This is a genomic window from Pseudoalteromonas sp. MB47 (assembly GCF_011319765.1).
GTDB lineage: Bacteria > Pseudomonadota > Gammaproteobacteria > Enterobacterales > Alteromonadaceae > Pseudoalteromonas > Pseudoalteromonas simplex.
In genome coordinates this window covers 441164-457085 of sequence record NZ_VFBD01000004.1, presented here as the reverse complement: position 1 = coordinate 457085, position 15922 = coordinate 441164, and the positions used below count along the sequence as shown (strand labels likewise).

The following is a 15922-nucleotide window of genomic DNA, read 5'->3' as shown; positions in this document are numbered from 1 at the left end:
CTTGGGTTCAGGGAAATGAAACAGTACTTGCTCAAAAATGAATTAACGTTACGTAGCAAAACCCCAGAGCTAGTAAAACAAGAGTTATGGGGCGTATTGCTCGCATACAATTTAGTACGATATATGATGACTAAGATGGCTTACAGCCTGAAAGGGATATGGCCTTATCAACTCAGTTACAGCAATGCTTCTGGCTATATCATCAAGGAGTTAATGATGTTGCCTCACACCTCAGCAGGAAAAGTACCGAGCGTAATAAATAAACTTATTGCAATGGCTGAAACCTTTGTGCTGCCAGAGCGAAGAGAAAGACATTATCCAAGATGTGTGAAAAAGAGACCCAGTCGGTACCCTGAACGAAAGCCCCAAAAAATGCCTGTCAGCTCTTAACTGACAGGCATTAAGCTACTCAGCTTGCTTTTTTTCTAAATCGAACTGTTAGAATTTATAACTTACCCCAAATGTAATACGACGGTCAGTTAAACCTTGATAACAAAGTAAAGCCCCTTCATTGACACATGACTGGCTAACTTCTGACTCAGTTAAATTCACCGCTTCAACAGCTAAATTAAGTTGTTCTGTCACATCATAGCTAACACTCGCATTTAATTGTCCACGATCTTCTTGAACAACCGGGAAACCCCATGGATAGCTTGATGTACTACCAAAGTCTTCTGAACGATAACCTTCACGCCACGTGTAGCGGGCACGAGCTGAAAACCCATATTTTTCATAATATAAAGTAAAATTATACGCGTTTTCAGAAAGATCAATTAATGGCTGCTTAGCAGAAACGGTAATATCTTCAATACCCGTTGTTAATGCGAAAATGGCATTAGCTCTACTCGTAGCCGTATCTATAGCCTCTCCTCCAGAAGACTTTTGATAGGTATAGTTAGCCATGACGCCAAAGCCTGAAGCCCAACCTAAATCATTCTCAAACTCTGACAAGTCATATTGAAATGCCAGTTCTACACCTTGCTGAGTTCGCGTATCTGAATCATTAATCGTAGTTTGTGTTGGCACACAAAGCCCAACCCCTGGTTCCGGGCCAAATACATTAATATCGGCGATCGGATTAAAAGTACCACCTTCTTCACAAACAGGTCCTGTGGTATCACGGTAGCCTGTAGCTGGGTCTTCATAAGGGTCAACTTGTCGAGTTACATGTAAATCTTTTCGTTTTTTATGAAAGTAGCCAACACTCACTAATGCTGAAGGGGCAAAATACCACTCAGTAGAGATGTCAAACGAAGTTACTTCCTCTGGCTCAAGACCTGGGTTGCCAATTGACACCGCGCTGTTCGGACTTGTGCTATATGAAACTGAAGTCGATAGGTCATCGTAATCTGGACGACGAATATCCTTTGACCACCCTAAACGAACAATCACATCCTCAGAGACATTCGCGCTTAGGTTAAGACGCGGTAAAATAAAATCATAATCTGCTTCAGAAACAATTTGCGATACTACTTGGTTCCCTTCATCATCGACAGTGACAGAATTACCTACAGAGGTAATATCTGTCTGTAAATATCGAACACCGATATTACCTCTAAACATTTCATACTCAAAATTAGCTTGTGCATACAAAGCATGAGTAACTTCTTCAATATCAAAAAACGCACTTACTTGTGAAGTTGGCGAGCTGATTGGTGCGCGATCAGAACCGGTAATGGCATTATTAGCCGCAATTGCATCATTTAAAACGCTTAATACGTAGTCTGGATTTGAACCTGCTAATTCAGGGTTAATAAGTAAAAAATCTTTAATGTATAGCTTGCGACCATCTGCAGCATTAAAATTATCTGGGCCAGCAACTAAAAGTTCTGCGAATAGGTCACCCGATGGGCTGTCAGCCATTTTACGAAGACCAACATTGTTGCGAATTTGGTCTGAAGTACTTGTAGATTTGTTGTAACGATAACCAAAATCAACTGATGTAACGATACCGTCGAGGTAATAAACAAAATCAGTGCGAAATGCATCTTCTTGATTTTCAGTTGTGTCACGACCTTGGTTTACATCGCGTAAGACGACATTTGCAGGGTCAAGTAACTGTGAGCTGGTTGGCGCATTCGCTTCACTTTGGGCAATACCAAAGGATAAAGCACCACCACTTAAGTCATACTCAAAGGGGGTTCCATTTTCATTAGAGTCATTTGTAGCAACATTCGGGTTAATAAAATTCAATGTTGTATTGAAACTTGGAGTCGTTGAATCTGAACGAGATGTAGATGCTTCAACGCTAACAAATAGATCATCTCCTTGCCACTGGCCGCCTAAACGGAAAATCTGACTATCAGTTTGACGTGAGTTTGTATCACTTGAGAATCGAAGATTTGGATCTGCTCCGCCATCTTCTACTGGAATAACGCCCTTTAGAGCAGCCTCAATACTACCAAGGTCTTGACCGTCTAAGGTGCCAAAATGAATCGTTTCAAATTCCGTTGGAGCAGATACATTCCTAAGATCACTCACACCAGAGGCCTGAACACGAGAGCTTTCTTGACGGCGATCTTGATCATTTACAACAGCATCAAAGAAAAATTTTGTACTATCATTTGGCGCCCATTCGAGTGTACCTGCAAAGTTTACGGTTTCGGACTCGTAATTATCGTAATCTTGGATCAAGAACTGAATTGGTAGAAAGTCAAATGATTGAGCGCTTTGAGCTCCACTCTCGGCAGCTACAGAGTTATCTCTATCTGCACGAGGTCTAAAAGCCGTGACATCCTGCTCCGCATAACTTGCACTAAAAACAGCACCAAACTCACCACCAGAAGATAGTTCCCAATTATCGCCCCATGATGCTGAGACTCTAGGCTTCATACCATCGGTAGATAAACTACTATCTTCACCTTGAACACGAATTGCAGCAAGTGTTTCATTGAGTTGTAGAGGGCGAATTGTACGTAGATTAATTGTTCCACCTACCGAGCCTTCGATGGTCTTCGCCTCCGGTGACTTAATAACTTCAACAGCAGAAATCATTGAAGCAGACACATCTTCAAAGCTAATACCCGTGCGACCAGAACCTGAGCCAACAGTAGAGACACCATTTATCTCTGTTCTATTAGCATTAGTTCCCCTAATTTGAACACCTGTACCAACACCTGCTTGGCGAGTAATTTGAACACCAGTAACATTTTCTAGTACTTCAGCTAAGTTCTGATCTGGTAATTTACCTATGTCTACGGCTTGAATGACTTCAACTAAACTGTCCGCTGAGCGCTTTTCCGCTAGTGCGTTAGTAAGTGACTGTCTAATTCCTGAGACTTCAATCACTTCAAATTCTTCTTCCGTTTTTGTTTGACTTGGTTCTTGCTGCGCAAATGCAACATTGAGTGTACTTGCTGAGAGTATCGCTAACGTAATACTAGAGAGTGTGTGTTTCATAGTGTTTCCTGTGTATTCAAACGCATGATGTAAATAATTGTTGTTGTAAAATTGCTAACTGCCCCACAAAAGGTTAACCAAATAATTACACTCACCACAAAAAAGATCAACCTTTTGGTAATAACTTTATTTAAAAAAACACATCAGAGTTATTACCAATACACAAAAAAGAAGATTGAAAAAATAAAAAACAATAAAAACAACCAATTACAAAAATACTGCGCGTTTATAGACTCACCCGTCGACTACTTAAACATTAAATTAATGTTTAGAAACACAACAAAATTGGTCAACCAATTAATTTTAAGCAAAAAAAAGAGCGGCTATCCGCTCTTTTGACTCTCACATAATCAATTAATACTTAAATGTTACTCCTGCAAATAAGCGAGGACCATAATCATTTACTTCACCAAGATTTCCTTGAGTATAGAAATCTTGCGATTTAGGCGCACCGAATAAATTGATTGCTTCAACTTTAACTTTTACATGTTTATTCACTTTATATGAAGCACGCATCTCCCAAGTACCCACAGCATCTACGTAACGTAAACGTGTACCGTTTGATGTATATGGTTGAAAATATTCACTGCGATATTTATAAATGATAGCGGTATCTAAATCACCAATCTGGTAATACACTTGGCTACTAAATACATGCTCAGAAAACCCTGGCACAGATCCCGGCGCCACAATCCCTTGTGTTAATTGCGTTGTGTTACCTTCAACATCGGTAATAAAGGTATCACCATAGTTACTGTCTTCAAACTCAAAGTCAGTATCTGCGTAGTTGTAGCCTACTTTAATTCCTATGCCGCTGTCCCAACGATAAGTAATAGATGTTTCTAAGCCATACAAATCGCTTTTATCACTAGTTGTTACTGAGTTGGTGACTGGTAAACTAAAGCGCTCACCATCAATAATAAACTCTTCAAGAACGGTTTGCTGTTGAAAGCCTCCCTGAAATTGCTTGTAGTAAAAACCAAATGCAAATATCGCATCTTCATTTGGGTACCACTCAATTGCTGCATCATAGTTCCATGACATCAACGGTTGTAAATTAGGATTTCCCGAACCATTAACACCTATTATTAAATCTGATAATGAGGTTGGTGCGTCATCATCATCAGTTTGGAATGTACGGCTATATCCCATGTCTGAAGGATCAGCACGGGACATCCCACGGTAAATGCCACCACGAATTAAAATATCTTCGTTATAGTCAACAACTAGATTAAAGCTAGGCAGTAGTTCTGTATAACCGCCTCCTCCAGATACCTGCTCTAAGGCATCACCCGATGCAAGGGTTAAGGTACCATCTGGGTTAGTAACAATTTCAAACTCATTTCTAAATCCTAACGATGTTACGTCAGTATCAACAAACCGAACACCCACATTACCGCGAATAAACTTACCAAACATTTCAGTATCATAATTTGCCATCAGATAAACTGAGGTCGTTTTTTCGGTTACATCTTTGGTGCCTGCATTGATGTACTCAACTTCGGGGTAAGCATAGTCGTCTCCTGCAAGTGCCTGAGCAAAACACACATTATCATAGGTTGCCCAAGATGAGCCGCTAGCAATTGCATTACCGTCACTATCCAGCTGAGTAATTAAATCACCATCTGAAACACCCGATAAAAAGCCTGATTCAGGGAAAGCAATTTGACAACTTTCAAGAATATCAATTGCAGATTGCTCCGAAGAAAGCGTAAATTCACTTCTTGAACCATTACCTTGGTTACCACCAAATTGGATAAAGTTCATTTCAGAGGCTCTAACTCCCCCCTGAATACTTGTAAAAGCACTGTCATTCAGGGTGTAATCAAAGTCAAAACGTGCTGCAACCACTTCATTTTCTCGTACATTTTCACGATCCATTCGTGAGCGTAAGCTGTCTGTAAAGTTTGCGATATCAGTAACATCAAAGTCCGTTATGCTAAAATGCGGAATGTGCTCACCCATATCCCAAGAGAAAAAAGGTCGGCTTGAAGTACGGCCTCGGTTAGAGATCTGTAGCTCCTCACGTTGTGTTTGTGAGTACGACACATCAAATTTTAGGGTTAATCTATCGGTGGCATAGTGCTCTACATTAATGCCATAGCCTTGGTAGTTTTCTTCACGAGAAAATTGCTCCCCAGCAGACTCAATACGCTCCTCACCTTGCCAATGTAAAATGCCACCGACATTATTTGTGATCAACGAAGGCCCTGTAACTCCGGGCGTGGCACGTTTTTGTAAAAAAATAAGATCATGGCGAGCCTCAGCCTGAATACGATCAGATATCTGAGCATCAAAATTTATATCCCATGTTGACGATGGCTGAAATTGCAATGCTAAGAAGAACGCATCACGTTCATCTGATGTTTCGTTTTGTCTAAAACTACGACTACTTCCGGTCCAGGCATAGGGTGTTCCTGCACTTATTGCATTGCCTGTTTCTGGGTCAATCTGCGTATTATAACCTTGGTTTTTACTGCCACTAACCTGATCCTCACAATCACCGGCTTCGCCGCGATAAAAGCCTTCATTGGTATTATTAGGATCATTCAAACATGCCCATAAAGATGATCCTGTAGGACTAGAACTACGGTATTCGCCCTCGGGTTGGCTAATATCTTGACGCTGTAGCCCAAAAGACACCCCTAACGCTTGACCACCATCAAATTCAAACTGATCCACATAACTAAATGTGCCTCTAAAACCAACATCACTTTGCAGTGAATTATCAACATTACTTTCGTCAGGGTTATAGTTTACTTTTACCTCACCCTGCAGGCGCTGCTTACCAAAATCCAGAGGCTGTACTGTTTCTAGGGCAATTACACCAGCAACTCCGCCCTCAATCATTGAGGCATCTTGGGTTTTATAAATAGCCACTTTCTTGACTAATTCAGATGGAAACTGAGAAAAGTTAACCGAGCGGTCGCCACTGCCATTAGTTGCTTCTCGGCCATTGATATGCGTGGCACTTAGAAAGGGGCCAAGGCCACGAATGGTGATCTCTGTAGCTCCGCCATTTTCTCGGTGCGATGCTGCGCCAGTAATTGATTCAAGCGCTTCACCAATCGAAAGTGCTGGTAAATCGCCAATATCTTCAGCAGATAAACCATCTACAACAGTGGTTGCTTCACGTTTAATTGAAATTTGGTTTTGAATAGTTTTACGCGAGCCAGTCACGCTAATAATTTCAATCCCAGCTTCCTCTTCAGCCTGCTCTTGTTGTTGTGCTTGTTGAGCATAAGCTGAGAACGTAAAGGTACCAGCAACCCCAACTAGCAAGGTTGATTTAACCAACCGTGCCACAGGGTTTAGCAATAAATGCATGTGTTTTAAATTTTTATTGTGTTCATTATTCAACGACATGGTTATTCTCCATTAGTTTTTAGACTGCTTGTCGCTTTAAGTTTGTTGTCAATTTATTGTTGTTCTGCTTGCCACGTTGAGCCTGCGCCTACATCTTCTTCTTTAATCAGGTACAGTCCTTTTGCACCAGCAAGCGCTTGTGCTCCACTTACATCAGTTTCAAGTAAGCCATTGTCAGCAGTCACAAATTCAGGAACTTCTTTTGAGTTTGCAGCAGGGTCTTGATCAATAGCCCCATCGGCATCAAAATCTCCGTTGCCATTGAGTTTTCTTATATCCACCCAGTAATCATCTTCGGCATCACCTGAAGCGTAACTGTCACTAAAGCCAAAGCTATTAGAGAACACAGATTGGGTGTGATTAATTAAATCGCAGTCATACTCAAAGGAATGGTCACTGCTGCTAGCATCAAAAGGTAAAAATAGCCCTTGTGTTTCTTGGTTGTCATTCAGGCCATTGGCGATTAAATTGCCATCAAAAGTAATCTTGAAGAAGTTTTTCGTTAACCCATACAACACCGGGGCATTGTCGGCTGTGAGTTCGTCGCAATCACCTACGGGGGCTTTAGAGCCTATTTCAGTGCTAAATACAATCGGTTGTATCGAGTTTAAAACCGTATTATTTGATACATCTAGGGTAAAATCACCAGCGCTATCAAGCACCGCTTGGTTGCCAGCGTTAGGCACGCCACCTGAGGCCTGTGAAAACGGGTTTGCGGTAAAAACTATACCACCAGTTTCTTTACCGTCGGCACGGATACCTGCAATGTAGTTATTAGTCACTGAGTGCCCTAAAGGTGTTATAAGTACGCCACTGGGCCTATCGTTACTTTGTGCAATATCTGATTTGCGGATAATTACGTTATTACTTACTGTATTGAAGCCACCGTCTTCTAACGATATAGCACCATTTGGATTGATAATGGTATTGCCGTTGATACTAGCGCCTGAGGTTTGTACCCGCATAACACGGCGCCCTGTCACAAAGTCATCGATTCGATTATATTGAACTTTAAAGTTACTTAACTGCGCAGCATCTTCACCAGTGCTGCTGCCCACATTAATGACCATTAAGCTTGAATCTAAACTTGCGTTAGCCGCACTATTATTAAATAAGTTATATTGTATGATGTGATTTGTACTTGATGATGCCAGCTTAACAACAGCGCCTTTTTCAGCATTGTTACGGTTTGCAAAGGTGTTGCGCTCAATTAGTGCGTTGTTTCCTTTGACCACCAGCCAGTGGTAGGTTTCGTTATTTAAATCAGTCTGATCGCCATCCATAACATTATGTGAAAAAACAAAGTTATCCGCTTCTGAATAAATAACTGCTTGCTCTTGCGAATCACAGTACGACCCTGCTAGCGTGTCGAGATCTTTAAATGTCAGGCCTGATAATTGTACGCCATCAACATCACTGGCAACATGAATGCATACATCACCGCTGATCACTGGAGTTTGCTGTTCAACCGCACGAATTGTAACCTCTGAGGTTAGCAAAATTTCAGCTAAGTCAGCGTAGATACCGGAGTTTAAACCAATAACTGAGCCATCAACTGGGGCATTCAGTGCGGCACTTAACGCCGCTTTGTCACTCACCACCTGTGAATAAACAATAGAATCAAGCGCTGTTGATACTTGCCCTGCAAATCCATCATTATCAGTAAAAGTGGCAGAAACAGAAATAATAGCGCCTGCGTAGTCTGTTGGAGTGAACGTTTTTGCTGTTGCATCTGCAATGACTTCGCCATCGTGATACCAGCTATAGCTAACATTTGCCTCATCAATGCCATTATTATCAGCGATTTCGGCACTAAGCGTAACATCAGCAAGATAAGGAGCGGTGCCAATAATAGCGATACTGCCAGCTTGATCTACCGCTACTTCTGATACCGCAATGGTGGCCTCAGAAAGATTATCTTCACTAAAACCATGATCATCGGTATACATCACTTGAACAGTGAATGACTTCCCAAGGTGAGATTGGTTGACCGTAATGCTAGGTTGTGTTGCCTCAGTAATTACTTCTGAGTTTAAAAACCACTGGTAACTAATTTCACCAGAAATACCATCTGCATCTGTCACCTCAGCGCTGAGCACATTACCGACAGTTGGCGCTCCAACTATACTCACCACGCCTTGTTCATTAACACGTTGAACAGCTTGTGTCGGTGCTGATATTGCTGTTTCATCAAAACCTTGGTTATCTTCAAAGTTTGCTCTAACAGTAATCACTTTACCAAATTGTTGCTCGGTAAGTAAAAGGCTAGACAATAGCTCGTTTTCAATTACAACCCCATCAGCTTGCCATTCAAAAATAACAGTTTCAGGATCAAAACCGTTATCATCTGTAACAGTGGCCATCAGTGTCGAACCTATAAATGCATCACCGCTAATCGTGACTAATGATGGATATGCAAGCGCTGCCACGTTAGCTGTTTTATCTGTAATATGTGATTCGTTCACACCGCCATTGTCGGTATATTTAGCTTGTGCTGACAATTGCATGCCTATTTGCTGTTGTGTGATCAGCAACGACTCACCATTTTCACCTTCAATGAGTTGATCATCTGCATACCAGTAATAACTTACATTACTTGAGATACCATCAGGATCACTCACTGAAACTTGTAAAGTTTGCCCAACAACTGCTGAGCCAGACAGCACTACTGAGCCGATATTATTATTATTCTTATTCTCATCACCTGCATTACAGCCAACTAATGCGGCTGCAACCGAACAAAGTGTAAAGTGTCGTAAGTTCATGATGATATCATTCTCCTTGGGAGGAATTTGGCATCGCGTGTTCTTTATTACCAAAAACCAACATTGTTGTTACCAAAAAACTAACAAACTGCAATAATTGTTAACCATTTTTAGTATATAAACACAGCAAAAAAAATTTACCACCACATTTAGAAAGAATGACAAAATAAAACTTACCAAACACTAAAAATTGGTAATAACAAAAAACTTTTAAAACTTACCAAAACTTAAGTTTTTAACTATTTTTATAAACAAGGAGACACAGCAGTCATCTAGCAAACACGACATGTGATGACTTTGTAAAAAATTTAGAACATAGCAATAACGTAGGATCCAGCTAGTTTAGAGCCTACAATTTGTATAAGATTAAGAGTAGATAAATTAATGCAAGTTAGCTAAGTGATAAAAAGAGGCTTGTACAAAATCTTTTGAGTTTCCTGTGTTATTTTGGTTATAAACACCCGCTTTAAAATACATATATTGGTTATTTTTGTTATAACCACTGTCATTCATGTCCAAGTGTTTTGTTATTACAGGTTTACCTTCGCGGATCAAGGTAACAAATAACACGCTATTTTCGACCGTAATTTTATAGCTAAATTTCTCATTCAGCTTAATTCCACCTTCAGGATCATCAAGGGTATGTGAACGTGAGCCTATAAGATTTACCCAAACATCATCGCCACCATTAATTTCATGTGCAAAATACACCGATCCTCGCTCATTATTTGGCAACTTGCGGTAATACAAGCGGATCGGCTCATCATCAGTGGCATGGATCTGGCCGATAATAACGCGACCAACCTTTTTAATATCGCCCGTTGTTGATACACGATTAACCGCAAGCGTGGCCTCTAAGCTGCCCTCAATAGCCCCAGCTTCTCGCTTTACAGAGCCATGAGCAGAGCTAAACACCCAGTTATTTTTAGTTATTCCTTTTGTTTTTATACGGGTATTGCCTTGCCTAAGCATTTCACGAAGCTCAGTACGCGCATATTTAGTATTTTTAGAAGTTTTTGCCCCTTGGTTAGGGCAGGCAAACACCATTGCGCCATCTTGCGCGGTATAAAATAACGGAGCAAGTACAAAACCGTCACTGAGTGCTGACTCTAACACGGTGTCGGCTTTTTTATCTTTATTTAAATCTGTGGGTAAGGTTAAGTACCAATCGCGTAAGTCAAAATTATCACTGGGAGGTTTAGTCGGATCTAACTTGCTAAAATCACCTAGTAACACTCCTGAGGCTAATTGCAGATGAGATTGTGGAATATTCACCTGTGCGAACAATGTGAAACTTGCGAAACTTGCCCCTAATGCTAATCCGCGAATGAGTCCTAACATAACCTACTCTCTAAATTAGTTTATTCAAAAACAGTCTGATTAAACCCTTTTACTTGCTCAGGTGAGCCAATAATTACGGGTACTCGTTGATGTAAATTAGTTGGCATTATCGACATAATTCTCTGCCCTTGAGTAGTGGCTTGTCCCTGTGCATTTTCAATTAACATTGCCAATGGGTTTGCCTCATAAAGTAGTCGTATTTTACCATTCTCATTACCCACTCGGCGATCTGCTGGGTACATAAAAACGCCACCTCGCGTTAAAATCCGGTGTACATCTCCTACCATGGCTGCATTCCAACGCATAGCGCTTTTGTCAAATTGCTCATCAGCGTATAGAAGCTGGTCAAAGTAATGCTGTACCGTAGCATGCCAATAGCGATAATTAGCCATGTTTACAGCAAACTCATTACGTGTATTTGCAACCTGCATCTGCTGTTTTGTTAGCAAAAAGCCTCCATGGGTTAAATCCAAGGTATAGCAGCGAGTTGGTGCGCCCGTACTCATAACCAATAACGTCGATGCTCCATATAAAACATAACCTGCGCATACCTGACTTTCACCAACCTGTAAGAATTGCTCATCGCTATCAAAGGGAACATCATCACGTTTGCGATAAATAGTAAAAATAGTGCCAATTTGGCCATTAACATCAATATTTGAAGAGCCATCAAGGGGGTCAAAAGCAACGATATATTGGCCTTTAGCGTTACCAGCTACGGCATGATCTTCTTCTTCAGATGCAATAGCCGCAACCGATGCTTCTTCAAGTAACATGTCTTTAAGTAATTGGTTTGCGATTACATCGAGCTTCTTTTGCACCTCACCTTGGATATTTTCATCCAAGGTGGAGCCAAGTACCCCTGCCAACTCTCCCTGACTCACGCGAAAAGCAATTTCTTTACATGCCGCTAAAATAGTTCTGATCAGCATGATCAGCTCAGTCTCGACAGCATCTTTTTTTAATACGGGGATCAATCGTTGCATGGTAAGTACCTATTGATACAATTTAAATCACTAAAACACTGCAATAACCGCGTTGTCATTGCTTGCTCGCCTTGGTACAACCAAACTCTTGGATCATAATGTTTTTTGTTCGGTTTATCGTCGCCGTCTGGATTGCCAATTTGACCTTGCAGATAGGCACTATATTGGCGGTAATAATTTAACACCCCATCCCAACATGCCCATTGTGTATCAGTATCGATATTCATCTTTACCACACCATAGCCTAGCGACTCAGTAATTTTTGCTGGTTCTGAACCGCTACCGCCATGAAACACAAAGTTCAAACTGTTATGTGGCAAATTAAATTTCTTGGCTACAAACTGCTGAGATTGTTTTAAGATAAGCGGGGTCAATACTACATTACCCGGTTTATACACGCCGTGCACATTGCCAAACGAGGCGGCAATTATAAAATTAGGACTAATTTTACTGAGTCTTTCATAGGCATAAGCAACATCTTCTGGTTGGGTGTAAAGCGCTGAACTATCAAGGTGACTATTATCAACCCCATCTTCTTCGCCCCCAGTACAGCCCAGCTCGATTTCAAGTGTCATTCCTATTTTTGCCATACGAACTAAGTAACGTTCACATGTTTCGATATTTTCCTCTAAGGACTGTTCAGATAAATCAATCATATGAGAGCTAAACAAAGGTTTGCCCGTTTTTGCAAAGTAACGTTCTCCCTCATCTAGTAAGCCATCTATCCAAGGTAGTAATGATTTTGCGGCATGATCAGTGTGCAACATAACTGGCACACCATAATGCGCTGCAACACCATGCACATAGTGCGCGGCACTGACAGCACCTAAAATCGCAGCATGTTGCGGTTCCAAGCCACAGTCTTTACCACAGAAAAATTGTGCGCCCCCATTTGATAACTGAATAATAACCGGAGACTGCACCTTTTTTGCAGCTGCCAGTGTTGCATTGATTGATGATGTCCCCACCACATTCACTGCCGGTAAGGCATAGTGGTTCTCTCTAGCATCATAGTATAGTTTTGCAACATCCCTACCAACAACCACCCCTGCTTTAACTGCTGTATCTAACAACGACATTTCAGCCTCCGTTATGCTTTATTCGCTGCAATACATGCATCGGTAATCGCTTGCCAGTTTTGTTGCTCAACCCATTGTTGTTTAGCGACCCACGTGCCTCCTACTGCAATCACATTATCTAATGCTAAATATTCATCTTTATTATGCTCATTCACGCCACCTGTTGGGCAAAAGCGAACATCTTGGAACACACTCGACACAGCTTTTAAAAACGCCGGCCCTCCTGATAAAGAAGCTGGAAATAGCTTTTGCTCAGTAAAGCCGGCCTCTAATGCCAGTAAAATGTCTGCAGTATTAGACACACCGGGAACAACCGGTAAACCACAGTTTTTTAGCGCTTGAAGTAAGTTTGCTGACACAGCAGGTGTAACAATAAAATCTGCACCTGCTTTAATTGCTTGCTGTAGGATACCTTCGTTGATAACCGTCCCTGCACCAACCGTGAGTTGGGGCAATTGTTGTTTTATCGCTGAAATAGTCGCTAATGAAGCCTTCGTTCTAAGTACAACTTCAACCAGCCCTAGCCCTGCATCAGCCATTGCTTTGGCTATTTTTACCCCTTGTTCAGGTGTCTCAGCTTGAATAAGAGGCAGCAGTGTTTGCCCTGACATCAGTTCAGAAAAGCGGATCATGTTCGTTCTCTCTTTAAATTAATTGGTAAAGATCAAGTTGCTGCTAACGAGCAGTTAAAAGGTAGTTTTGAAATTAAGTACTCTGCATGGCCTTCACAAAGTGTTCTTTTGGTGTAATTGCTCCTGGCTGCTGGATCACCACAGCAGCGGCTTTTGCAGCAAGCTGTACAGCTTTATGTTCATCCATACCTGCCATTCTGGCACCTAGGTAAGCACCATTAAATGCATCGCCTGCTGATGTGGTGTCGACAACATGTGTAACTGGTGTAATTTGATGCTCAAACAATTGACCATTTATTTTTGTAAAGACAGAGCTTGGGCCATTTTTAACAACGACTTCTGAGATATTAAATTGCGCTAAATAGTCCATAACGGCTTGTGCGCTATGAAGCTCATAAAGTGTCGTTAAATCTTCAATACCTGGTAGACAAATATCAGCTAGTTCGAATGCAATAGTGTATTGCCCTTTAGTTTCTTGCTCACTCTGCCACAACCGGGCTCGATAATTGGGATCAAAAACGATTTTAACGCCCGCTTTTTTTATCCGCTGCACGATTTGCCAAAATAAATCTCGGCTTGCTGGTTCAATGACAGCCAATGAAATACCCGAGATAAACAGCATATCTGCACTGGCTAATTCTTCTTCAACACTTGGGTTAAAAAAATCCACCACTTTACGGGCTGCTGAGTCATGTCGCCAGTAGGTAAAACTGCGCTCCCCTTGCTCATCAGTTTCAATGTAGTAAATACCGGGTACTTTATTAGCATGTGTGAAGACAAGCTGTGTCGCTAGGCCTTCTTCGACAAATCGCTGCCGCATTTTAATACTGAGCGCATCCGTACCGATAGCACTTACGACCCCACATTCAAGTGAGCTAAAACAACGCTTTAAATACACCGCTGAATTATAAACATCGCCAGCAAATGATTGATTTAGCGTGCTATCTGAAATAGCTTTTAACTCAACCATGCATTCACCCAAAAAGAAGATTTTTTTCATTATTTTATCCTGTAATTAAAAAGGCTTTTTAGAGAATCTAAAAAGCCTTTATTTGGGTTACTTTTTACTGCTTAGTGGTTCAATTTTTGGGATCAATAGCCAAACAGCCAACATCGCAATAATCGCAAGCGATGCGCCAATCACAAATGCAGGTGTGTAATTACCGCCGGCAGTTAAGTAAGGCACCAATGACGTTAGACCTACAGCACCTAGTTTTGCAGCCATACCAGAAATACCCGATAAGGTGCCGACTGCTTTTTTCCCTAATAAGTCACTCGGTAGCGTTTGCACATTACCAATCGCTGTTTGAAAACCGAATAAAATCACAGCCATAATCAATACAGCTACTACGGGCGCGCCTGGATTTGCCATGGCAATTAAGGCTGGCAACATAATTAAGCAGCCTAATGTAATGGTGAGCTTACGTGTTTTATCCGTGCTCCATCCGGCTTTTAAACGGTTTTGCGCAAGTAAACCACCAAACCATGCACCAAACATAGCGCCTACATAAGGCACCCAACCATAAATTCCAATTGACTTAACATCCATGCCATAGACTTCATTGAGGTAAATTGGGATCCAAAAAACAAACAACCACCAAATAGGGTCAATTGCTGCTGATGCAATGATAACGCCCCAGCTTTGTTTACGACTTAAAAGCTCAGTCGTGCTTGGGTTGTATTCTTCATCATTGGTGTTATCGGCTGTAGACTGACGTTGGCCGGTTAAGATGTATTGCTTTTCTTCTTCGCTGATCCATGGATGAGAGCCTGGTGGAGCTTTCACTAGAATAAGCCAAGGCACTAGCCATAAGAAGCCCATAACACCTACCACAACAAACACCATTTGCCAGCTAAAGTAGACAGTTAAATAAGCAATAAGAGGGATTGCAATAATGCCGCCAATTGCAGCACCAGAGTTAAAAATTCCTTGTGCTAAGGCACGTTCTTTAGTTGGAAACCATTCAGCATTGCCTTTTGCAGCTCCCGGCCAATTCCCAGCTTCTGCAACGCCTAAAATAGCGCGAAAAAGACTTAAGCTCATTACTCCTTGGGCAAATGCATGAGCCACGGTTGCTAGCGACCACACACCTATTGATAAAACAAAACCAAAGCGCGTACCAACCCAATCAAAAATTTTGCCAAAAATTGCTTGCCCAAATGCATAAGCAAATACAAAAACAATCGAAATATTGGCATAAATTTGCTTTCGCTCTAAAGCTGATTCATCAGGAAACAGTTCTTCAACAATATCAGGCCATAGCACACTAAGCGCTTGTCTATCGATATAATTGATAATAGTTGCCAGTGCTATTAGAGCAATTACCCACCAGCGTAAACCTTGAAGTTTCATA

Annotated in this window: 9 protein-coding genes and 1 pseudogene; 1 reads left to right on the top strand and 9 read right to left on the bottom strand. The window is 41.4% G+C overall.

Annotated elements, in window-relative coordinates; all coding sequences use genetic code 11:
- Positions 1 to 390: pseudogene (locus IMPJCBKJ_RS02600) on the top strand (IS4 family transposase); the annotation flags it as partial.
- Between the two features lie 48 nt (positions 391 to 438).
- Here IMPJCBKJ_RS02600 and IMPJCBKJ_RS02595 read toward each other — a convergent pair.
- The 9 genes from IMPJCBKJ_RS02595 to IMPJCBKJ_RS02555 form a co-directional block, all read right to left on the bottom strand.
- Positions 439 to 3399 carry a TonB-dependent receptor gene (locus tag IMPJCBKJ_RS02595; RefSeq protein WP_166338630.1) on the bottom strand — a complete coding sequence of 987 codons (2961 nt, stop codon included), beginning with the start codon at positions 3397 to 3399 and terminating at the stop codon, positions 439 to 441.
- Between the two features lie 354 nt (positions 3400 to 3753).
- Positions 3754 to 6765: a TonB-dependent receptor gene (locus IMPJCBKJ_RS02590; protein ID WP_166338628.1), complete on the bottom strand. Its 3012-nt coding sequence runs from the start codon at positions 6763 to 6765 to the stop codon at positions 3754 to 3756.
- 53 nt (positions 6766 to 6818) lie between these two features.
- Positions 6819 to 9530, bottom strand: coding sequence for a poly(beta-D-mannuronate) lyase (locus tag IMPJCBKJ_RS02585; RefSeq protein ID WP_166338626.1), 2712 nt, complete (start codon positions 9528 to 9530; stop codon positions 6819 to 6821).
- Positions 9531 to 9911: 381 nt separating this feature from the next.
- Complete coding sequence (locus IMPJCBKJ_RS02580) at positions 9912 to 10871, bottom strand: polysaccharide lyase family 7 protein (protein WP_166338624.1); 960 nt, start codon at positions 10869 to 10871, stop codon at positions 9912 to 9914.
- Positions 10872 to 10891: 20 nt separating this feature from the next.
- Entirely contained in the window at positions 10892 to 11857 is a 966-nt protein-coding gene (locus tag IMPJCBKJ_RS02575; protein ID WP_166338622.1) for a class 1 fructose-bisphosphatase, read from the bottom strand.
- Positions 11845 to 12936, bottom strand: a complete 1092-nt coding sequence (fbaA, locus tag IMPJCBKJ_RS02570; protein WP_166338620.1) for a class II fructose-bisphosphate aldolase — start codon at positions 12934 to 12936, stop codon at positions 11845 to 11847. Before fbaA ends, IMPJCBKJ_RS02575 begins: the two co-directional genes overlap by 13 nt.
- Before the next feature lie 11 nt (positions 12937 to 12947).
- Positions 12948 to 13568 (bottom strand): bifunctional 4-hydroxy-2-oxoglutarate aldolase/2-dehydro-3-deoxy-phosphogluconate aldolase, encoded by a 621-nt coding sequence (eda, locus tag IMPJCBKJ_RS02565; protein WP_138618290.1) that lies wholly within the window; start codon positions 13566 to 13568, stop codon positions 12948 to 12950.
- Positions 13569 to 13641: 73 nt separating this feature from the next.
- Positions 13642 to 14568: a sugar kinase gene (locus IMPJCBKJ_RS02560; RefSeq protein WP_166338618.1), complete on the bottom strand. Its 927-nt coding sequence runs from the start codon at positions 14566 to 14568 to the stop codon at positions 13642 to 13644.
- A 57-nt stretch (positions 14569 to 14625) separates the two neighbouring features.
- Positions 14626 to 15921, bottom strand: a complete 1296-nt coding sequence (locus IMPJCBKJ_RS02555) for an MFS transporter (protein ID WP_138618286.1) — start codon at positions 15919 to 15921, stop codon at positions 14626 to 14628.
- Position 15922: the final 1 nt, after the last annotated feature.